Annotated in this window: 6 protein-coding genes; all 6 read right to left on the bottom strand. The window is 58.8% G+C overall.

Going from position 1 to position 6665, the window contains the following annotated elements:
• Positions 1-128: 128 nt before the first annotated feature.
• A complete protein-coding gene (locus tag AC3B8H_RS16730; protein WP_488442686.1) occupies positions 129-2306 on the bottom strand; it encodes a YgiQ family radical SAM protein in 2178 nt (725 codons plus the stop codon).
• A complete protein-coding gene (locus AC3B8H_RS16725) occupies positions 2303-3106 on the bottom strand; it encodes a spermine/spermidine synthase domain-containing protein (RefSeq protein ID WP_488442685.1) in 804 nt (267 codons plus the stop codon). The genes AC3B8H_RS16730 and AC3B8H_RS16725 overlap by 4 nt, the downstream gene beginning before the upstream one ends.
• 324 nt (positions 3107-3430) lie before the next feature.
• Positions 3431-4051 carry a glutathione S-transferase family protein gene (locus tag AC3B8H_RS16720; RefSeq protein ID WP_488442684.1) on the bottom strand — a complete coding sequence of 207 codons (621 nt, stop codon included), beginning with the start codon at positions 4049-4051 and terminating at the stop codon, positions 3431-3433.
• Positions 4052-4054: 3 nt separating this feature from the next.
• Positions 4055-4522 (bottom strand): amine oxidase, encoded by a 468-nt coding sequence (locus AC3B8H_RS16715; RefSeq protein ID WP_488442683.1) that lies wholly within the window; start codon positions 4520-4522, stop codon positions 4055-4057.
• Between the two features lie 17 nt (positions 4523-4539).
• The gene (locus AC3B8H_RS16710; RefSeq protein WP_488442682.1) at positions 4540-5625 is read right to left on the bottom strand and encodes a flavin monoamine oxidase family protein; all 1086 of its coding nucleotides are present in this window, start codon (positions 5623-5625) and stop codon (positions 4540-4542) included.
• Entirely contained in the window at positions 5618-6562 is a 945-nt protein-coding gene (locus AC3B8H_RS16705; RefSeq protein WP_488442681.1) for a hypothetical protein, read from the bottom strand. Before AC3B8H_RS16705 ends, AC3B8H_RS16710 begins: the two co-directional genes overlap by 8 nt.
• Positions 6563-6665: the final 103 nt, after the last annotated feature.

Raw genomic sequence — 6665 nt, 5'->3', positions numbered from 1 at the left:
CTAGCGGAATTTTGGCTCAACTTCTTGAATTGTAGGTTTTCGTAATCTTAGATCAATACACGAGAATTACCATCACAAATCCCACGAAAAGTACCATAAGGCTTCTTTGTATTGTGGCGCGTTTTGGTTCAACGAGTGTACTTTGTCTTAAACAGTTTGGCGTTCGGCTTTGTTTTGTATTGTTGTTGTTCCCCGCTTTTCGGCTGAAAACTAGGCACCAAATGGTGCTTGCCATTGCCGATCAAGTCCGCCCGTCCCATTTCCTTCAACACTTCCCGTAACAGCGGCCAGTTTTTCGGATCGTGGTAGCGCAGAAAGGCCTTGTGCAGCTTACGCTGTTTCATGCTGCGGGGAATGGCAATGTCGGGCACGTTGCGGCCGACTTTGTGCAGGGTGTCCTTGCCGGAATGGTACATCGCGGTGGCGATCGACATCGGCGACGGCAAAAAGGCTTGTACCTGGTCGGCGCGGAAGCCGTTGCGTTTCAGCCAGAGGGCCAGATTGAGCATATCCTGATCGGTGGTGCCTGGATGGGCGGCGATGAAGTATGGAATCAGATACTGTTCCTTGCCGGCTTCCTTGGAGTATTTGTCGAACATGGCCTTGAAGCGGTCGTAAGTGCCCATGCCGGGTTTCATCATTTTCGACAAAGGGCCCTGTTCAGTGTGTTCCGGGGCGATTTTCAGATAACCGCCGACGTGGTGGCTGACCAGCTCTTTCACATAGGCCGGCGTTTCCACGGCAATGTCGTAACGCAACCCGGAGGCGATGAAGATTTTCTTGATGCCTGGCAGGGCGCGGGCGCGGCGGTAGAGTTTGATCAGCGGGGTTTGGTCGGTATTCAGGTTGTGACAGATTCCGGGATAGACGCAGGACGGCTTACGGCAGGACTCTTCGATTTTAGGGTCCTTGCAGGCCAGCCGCCACATGTTGGCGGTCGGCCCGCCTAGATCGGAGATGTGGCCGGTAAAGTTCGGCGAGGTGTCGCGGATGGCTTCTATCTCGCGGATGATCGAGTCTTCCGAGCGGTTTTGAATGATGCGACCTTCGTGTTCGGTAATTGAACAAAAACTGCAGCCGCCGAAACAGCCGCGCATGATCAGCACCGAATGCTGAATCATTTCAAAGGCCGGAATATTCGCCTTGCCGTAAGCATGGTGTGGCAAGCGCGAATACGGCAGATCGAACACGCCGTCCATTTCCGGCGTGGTTAGCGGCAATGGTGGCGGGTTGATCCAGACTTCGCGGTTGCCGTGACGTTGGATCAAGGCGCGGGCATTGCCGGGATTGGTTTCGCCGTGCATGACCCGCGAGGCGTGGGCGTACAGGATTGGGTCGTCCTTGACTAAGTCATACTCCGGCAGCCGGATGACGGTTTTCGCGCGGTTTTTATTGGCGATCGGCTGGAATTTGATGACTTGTTCCCGCGGCGTGAGAAGGGCTTTCGCACCGACCACGGCTTCGGTCGCGGCTGAAGTCGCTTCTACGGGCTTATCGTCGGCAGCAGGGGTATCGCAATCGGGTCGGCCTTGGTCGTCGCAACTTGGCATTTCCTGATACGGATTCTGATGTACGATCACCGCGCCGGGTTTGTCGAGGTCGGTCGAGTCTTTTTCTATCCAGCCTTGCGGCACTTGCTTGACGAAATGAACGGTACCGCGAATGCCCTTCAAATCGTGAATGCTCTCGCCCTTGGCCAATCGGTGGGCGATTTCGACGATCTGGCGTTCGGCATTGCCGTAGACCAGCAAATCGGCCTTGGAATCCAGCAAAATGGATTTACGCACCTTATCCGACCAATAATCGTAATGGGCGATGCGGCGCAGGCTGGCCTCGATGCCGCCGATGACGATAGGCACGTTTTTATAGGCTTCGCGGCAGCGGTGGGCGTAGACGTTGACCGCCCGATCCGGCCGCTTGCCGGCCGCGCCGTCGGCGGTGTAGGCATCGTTGGACCGGATTTTCTTGTCCGAGGTATAGCGGTTGACCATAGAATCCATATTGCCGCCGGTGACGCCGAAGAACAACGACGGCTGGCCGAGCTTGCGGAAATCGTCCGCGCTATGCCAATCCGGCTGGGAAATGATGCCGACCCTAAAGCCCTGCGCTTCCAGCACCCGGCCGATCACCGCCATGCCGAAGCTGGGGTGGTCGACGTAGGCATCACCGGTTACCAAAATCACGTCGCAGGCGTCCCAGCCCAATGCCTCCATTTCCGCGCGGCTCATCGGCAGTTCCGGCGCCGGGCCGAAACGGTGAGCCCAGTATTTTTTGTAGCCGAACAGGTTGGGCGCGTTGTGTATCACGATTTGATCATCCGATTGAAGACGTTGGGATTGTGGCGTTTTAAGTCCAACAGATAGGTTGGGAACTCGATTTGATAGCACTGCTCCAGTTGCTTGGCGCGATCGATCAAGTGTTTTAGCGTGGGTTTGGCCGCTTGATCGGCAAACGCAAAGCCGATGACGTTGCCCCGGCCGCGCACCGGCAAGAATAGCATCCGCCAATTGAACACTCTGCCCAGATTCCAACTGACTTGTTGGAACATCGGCTTGTCGGTACCCCACAAATTGATGACCAGCAGACCGTCGCGGGTCAGCAAGGTTCGGCAGGCATCGAAAAAGGCCTCGCTACTGACTTCCGGCGCCATGCCTTCGTGGTCATAAGCGTCGATCATGATCAAATCGTGAAATTCGCTGTGTTCGCGGGCGAATTGCTTGACGTGGTGAGCGCCGCAGCCGATCTTGATTTTCAAGCGAGCGTCGAACGGCAGCTCGAAATGGCTGCGCGCCACCTTCAACACGCTGCCGCGAAACTCGACCACGCGGACCTTGCAGTCTGAAAACTGGTGTAACAGGAATTTAGCAATCGTGCCGCCGCCCAAGCCGATCAACAGCGTGTCCTTGGGCGGCGCTTGAAACAGCAGGCCGGCCATCATCGCCCGGGCATAGAGGGAATGCAGACGGTCGGGTTCGGCGATCAACATCGAGCTTTGCCGAGCGTGCGAACCAAAATGCAGGGCTCGAACCCCGTCGTTATCGACGACTTCGATGATGCCCTCGTCGTCGTGGCTTTGGTGGACTACCAGGCCGTCGTATTTGTGCATGTAACGCGGAAACGTAGAAAATCGCCGATATTCTCCTTGAAAAACCGGCGATTGTCTCGTCTATTGTCGCGGCGTGATGGCCGCTGCCGCTGCGGGAAACGAGAAATCCGCTGCTGATCGAGGCGAAATTCAGGCTGCGAAAGCCTTTTCGGCTAGTGGGGCTTACCCAAGCTTTTAGGGAGAATGCGATCCTTTCGATGCTGGCGCTCGGCAGTGCTAACCGGATTTTCGATAGTCCGGCGCAGGGCAGGGGCCGAGTTTCTTGAGTCGCCGGCGCGCGAGGTTTTCGCCGCTATCCGGTTTGAATGATGGCCGGCGGCGCGGTCACGGCAGCCGATAACCTTCCTCCATCAGCACCTGCCTGACTGCCGGCCGGGTTAGCATCAAACGATAGTGGTTCAAGCAGCGTTCCGGCAGTTCGATGGCGGTTTTGTCGGCCCAAAAGCTTGGGTAAAACAAGGCCGCGTCGGCGATGCTAAATCGGCCCAGGGCGTAACCGTCGGTCGGCAGCCAACCGTTCAGAACCTCGAAGCCGTTTCGGACAATTTCCAGGCCTTGCGCTTTGACCGCGTCGATGTCAGCGCTGTTCACCGCGAATTTTTCCGGCGTGAAAATCCGGGCAAAACCGGCGCCGTGCAGGGTGCCGACCGCGTGCGCCATTAATTCGATCGCGCGGGCATCGCCGTCGGCATCGCCCGGCAACAGACCGGCCTTGGGATAACGGCGCGCCAGCCAATAGGCGATCGCGCTGAACTCGGTCAACGCGCCGCCGTCGTCGCGTACCAGGGTTGGAATCGTCGCCTTGGGGTTGATCGCCAGATAGTCGGGTTTTAGTTGGTCGCCGGCCAACAAGTTGATCGGATAGACCTCGAAGACCAGTTCCAATTCTTCCAACAAAATGTGAATACCGGTCGAGCACGAGCCGGGGGTCATGTAAAACTTCATGGCTTACTCCGTCGTTAAGGCGAGGAATCGGTTGTTGACATTGACCGCAAACTCGCGCCACAGTTGGGCGATATCGCGTTTTACCGCTTCGAGATAGTCCCGGTCGGGTTTGTGTTCGTCGGGGAAGTTGGACAGCGCGCAAGAGGTGCGGTGTTTATCCACGACATAAGCCAGGAATGCCTCGATAAAGCCGTCGAATTCGGCCAGCACCAATTTGGTCAGCGCGGACATGCCGCGATCCAACGGCGTGGGGTCCGGGGTAAACGGCAGCGCTTCGAGCGCGTGCGCGGCCTGGTCGTAGACCTGCGCCAGTACCGCTAGCACATTGCGCTGAAAACAGCCGTCCCAACGTTGCCGGGATAAATCCGCCGCCAGCAGCCGGTCGTAACTCGGCCGAGCCGCGTTTTTGATTTCGTGGGCTTGATTGGCGAAACGCGCCAGGCTTTCGGTGTTTACAGGGTGTTGGGTCATCGTGGCTCCGGGAGGGTTCAGGTTAATGCGGCGTAGACTCTTTCCGCCGCGACCAGCGCGCCTTCCAGATAACCGCCGTGCTCGGCGGCGGTTTCGGTGCCGCCGAAATAGAGTTTGTCGGTCCAATGGTCGAGTTGCAGCCAACGATGGCCGTAATCGGGATGGCCGATCGGCGGTAAACGGTCCAAAGCGGTGGCGGTATAGGTCTCCAGGCTCCAGTCTTGTATCGTCGATTGCAAGGGCTCGGCCGCGCCCGGACCGTAGAGCTCCGACAACTGGTGAGTCAGCAAGCCGGGCAACTGGGCGCGATAGCGGTCGCGAAATTCGGCCGGTATCCCAAAAAAGCCGAACAGGGCGCCGGATTCGCCGCGTGGGTCGCCGGCATCGTAAATTTCCGACAAAATCGCGCCGGGGTAGGGCAGTAAGGCGTTGCCGGACCAACCCTGTTGGCGCCAAAATGCGCTCGGGTAGGCCAGTGCCGCCTTGGCGTGGCCGGCCATCCAGGTTGGGGTTGCCCGACATGCCTCGAATAAATCGGCCGACAGGGCTGGAACGAAGGTAATTTGTTCGGCCAGCAGACGCGGCGGAAGGGTTAATACCGCGCGTTTGGCCTGGATGGTTTCGGTACCGTTCGTGGTCGAAAACGTCAGTTCGACGTGATCGCCCCGATCGACGATTCGCAATAACGGTCGGTTCAGCCGGATGCCGATAGGCTTGAGTTTGGCGAGCAGCGCGTCGATCAACGCCGCGCAACCGCCCTGGATGCGCCAAGCGTCGGCATGGGTTTGCTGGTCTAGGTAGCCAACCGGCGCGGTATCGGCGCTCATTTTATAAAGGCTTTGGCCGGCGTCGGCTTGGCGGAACAATTTCAGATCCAGACGGCGGCACAGCGCGGCAATGCGCGGTTGACTGGCGGGCCACAGCCAGGTCGGGCCCAAATCGACCGTTAAATTGTCAGCTAACGGCACCGATAGTATCCGGCCGCCGCAGCGGTCGCGGGCCTCGAATACGCCGACCGAACGGCCGGCGGCGCTTAGCCGTTCGGCCAACGCCAAGCCGGACAATCCGGCACCGACAATTGCAACCTCCAACCGCTCAGACATCCAGTGGGGTCCGGCAACGCAGGCTATTCTCGGTCCAGGTGGGAAGCGGCGGCGCTTCGGTCGATGGCGTCGGCAAGATCAGCTTACGCCGAAAAATGTCCCAAACGCCGTCGAAGCGTTGTTGCACGCGTACGCTCCAGCCCCAAATAATCGGCAAGTGCACCGGCGTCCAAATAAAATCTTCCGGCCGCTCCGGCGCGGCGTTCGCCAGGAAGTACAGTGTGTATTGCTCCAGCACACTGATCGACACAAGCGGTTGGCCGTCCAATTCCGCGTATATCGGCTGGCGCACCGACTCGGTGAACTCGAAGCGGCTGGTTTCGTCGGCGCCTTGAAAGCCGCAGACCGGAATCACCGGCGAAGGCGCGCCCGGATCGTCCAGGTATAAAACCGGGCCGGCGTTGGCGACGGCGGTGTTCAGTAGGTTCAACGTACCGCCGTCGGCGAAATGGGCGGTACGGGCCGATTTAACCAGCCGCACCACGCCGAGCTGAGCGCCCTGGCCGCGAGTTTCCCATTCCAACGCAAAGCGGGGCGTGACGTTCAACACCGGTAGCTGCTGAATCAGCTTGACTTCGAGTCCTTCCAGGCTGGCGGCGTGCAAGGTCAGCCGATTGCGTCCGCCACCGGTCTGACCGGCGGCCAGTGCCGCCGCCACGCCGGCCGGCAGGCGGCCCTCGTCCCAGACGAAGCCGCTGGCAATGTCTTGGTTAGGAACTATCGGCAGGATCTCGGCTCTGTCCAGGGATAAACGGTAACCGCCGACCAGGCCGTCGATGCCGCCGGTCAAATCCGGGATATTCGGATTGAGTGGGTAGCGCTTGCCGAGTGAAATCGCTGCCGTCGGGTGGCTGCCGGTTTTCGGTGCTGGTTGGCGTCCAGGTAGCGGGAAAATGTGTTCGCCGGGTTCGGGTGATGGATGCAATTCGTTGCTCATACACTCGGCCATACAAAATCGGGGCCAAGTGGCGCGGTTACCGCGTTGCGTTAGGCGAAAGGCTTTAACTTATTGAAGCGGAGCCGAATTCCTCGGAGGCATA

Source organism: Methylomonas sp. BG-2 (genome assembly GCF_057766305.1).
Note: the sequence above shows the minus strand (reverse complement) of the source record. Positions and strands in the feature narration are given on the sequence as shown.